The following is a 2,268-nucleotide window of genomic DNA, read 5'->3' on the forward strand; positions in this document are numbered from 1 at the left end:
CTTAAATAAACCTATACCTGAACAATATAAGGATTGGGTTACTAAGATTATTACAAAAGGAGAATTTGGGCAATCCTATACTTATAAAATGCCTGTTGAAAAACTAATTGGGGCAAGAGCAGTAAATACATTATGGCTGTCATTATTGACTTTAACATTGACATACCTTATAGCAATACCACTTGGAATATATTCTGGAAGATACAATGATTCGGGTTTTGATAAAGGAGTAATTATATATAACTTTATTAGCTATGCAATACCTACGTTTATTTTCGCGCTCATACTTTTAGCAATATTTGGATATAAATTTGGATGGTTTCCAACTACAGGTTCTGTAGAAGTAGGAATTCAAAAAGGAACATTTGCTTATGTTCTTAGTAGACTCCATCATATGATTTTACCTGCAATTACAGCTGCTATCTTAAGGACTACAGGAACGATACAATATCTTAGAAACGAAGTAATAGATGCTAAAACTCAAGACTATGTAAAAACTGCAAGAAGTAAGGGAGTTCCTATAAACAAGGTTTATAGTCATCATATATTTAGAAACTCATTGCTTCCAATAGCTGCGTTCTTTGGATTTACCATTACTGGACTTTTAGGCGGTTCCATTTTTATCGAAACTATATTTTCCTACTCAGGCATGGGGGAACTATTTATATCCTCAATTACCAGTAGAGATTATTCAGTAATGAATGCTTTAGTTCTATTATTTGGTGTATTGACGTTACTTGGAAGTTTATTGTCAGATATAATTATGACAATTGTTGATCCAAGAATAAGGATAGAATAGGGGGTAGCAGGTATGAATAAAGAAAAAAAAGTTGTGAAAGATGTTGCCTCTAAAATAGATGAAGAAACATTAAAATCCGTTAGTGAGGTACCCTCATTTTGGAAGGTAATAAAAAGAGAATTTAGGGCTGATAAGCTGGCAACATTCTGTCTTATTATGTTAGTTATTATTTTCACCACTGTAATAGTAGGTTCTTTTCTAATAGATCAAGAAGAGCTTATGAGGATAAATTTGAGAAATAAGTATAAGGCACCTAGCAAAGAATTTATTTTAGGAACAGATATTGGAGGAAGACCGATTGCAGGACAATTGTTAATAGGTGGGAGAAACTCCATTTTAATAGGCTTTGCTGTTACCATACTGACTTCTGTAACGGGAGTGATCATGGGATTGATTGTAGGTTTCTATGGTGGGAAGATAGATAATATGATAATGAGAGTATGTGATTTTATCTCTATATTGCCTACAACTATGCTTATCATTACCTTCGTAGTTGTAATTCCCAAATATACTATGTGGCATTTCATATTTATTATGAGTATATTTTATTGGGTTGGGATGACTAGATTAGTAAGGAGTAAGGCATTGTCGGAAAATAGAAGGGATTATATAAATGCTTCTAGGATAATGGGTACAAGTGATTTGAAGATTATGTTTACTGGAATTCTTCCAAATATTAGTTCAATCATTATCGTTGACTTGATTTTAGGATTTGCAGGGAACATAGGAATTGAAACTGGATTATCTTTCTTAGGATTTGGTTTGCCGCCAGCGACACCATCACTTGGAACTTTGGTTTCATATGCAAGAACTCCAGGTGCTATGACAGGCAAACTATGGTTATGGTTACCTGCATCATTATTGATACTAGTGATGATGCTGTGTATAAATTACGTTGGGCAAGCTGTTAAAAGGGCGTCCGACGCGAAACAAAGATTAGGATAAAGAAGGGGGAAATTAAAATGAAAAGAAGTTGGAAAGTTATTATTCCACTACTGCTGGTATTAGTACTTGTACTAACATCCTGTGGTAAAAAGGTGGAGCAGGAGCCACCAATAAGCAAAGAGGAAGAAGTATCTCAACAACCAGAAGATAAAGCCGACCAAAAACAAGACGAACCTGCTGTAGGAGTAGGTGAGATTGTACTACCTCATCCAATGACTGTTAAAAAAGATGGAGCAACAGTAGGCGGTACACTTAATGTTGCTATAGTAACAGATACACCTTTTGAAGGTATTTTTAATGAATTCTTATCTTCAAATGCTGTAGATAGTCAATTAGCAGAGCCTCTACAATCAGGATTCATGAGATCAGGTCCAAATAAAGAAATAGCAAATGGCGGATGGTGTGATGTTGATTTCGACAGAGAAGCTAAAACAGCTACTTACAGGATTCACAAGGATTTAACTTGGTCTGATGGAGTACCTGTAACTTCTGATGATTTAATCTTTGTATACAATAGTATAGGG

Annotated in this window: 2 protein-coding genes and 1 pseudogene; all 3 read left to right on the forward strand. The window is 34.7% G+C overall.

Annotation, left to right across the window (positions count from 1 at the left end):
• The coding region (locus CIW83_RS21715) for an ABC transporter permease (RefSeq protein ID WP_143598620.1) at positions 1-799 on the forward strand (799 nt) is incomplete at its 5' end.
• A gap of 12 nt (positions 800-811) precedes the next feature.
• A complete protein-coding gene (locus CIW83_RS21720; protein WP_094904507.1) occupies positions 812-1,744 on the forward strand; it encodes an ABC transporter permease in 933 nt (310 codons plus the stop codon).
• Between the two features lie 17 nt (positions 1,745-1,761).
• Positions 1,762-2,268: pseudogene (locus tag CIW83_RS21725) on the forward strand (hypothetical protein); the annotation flags it as partial.

Origin of the sequence: Tissierella sp. P1, from assembly GCF_002266425.1 — a bacterium.
Lineage (GTDB): Bacteria > Bacillota > Clostridia > Tissierellales > Tissierellaceae > Tissierella > Tissierella carlieri.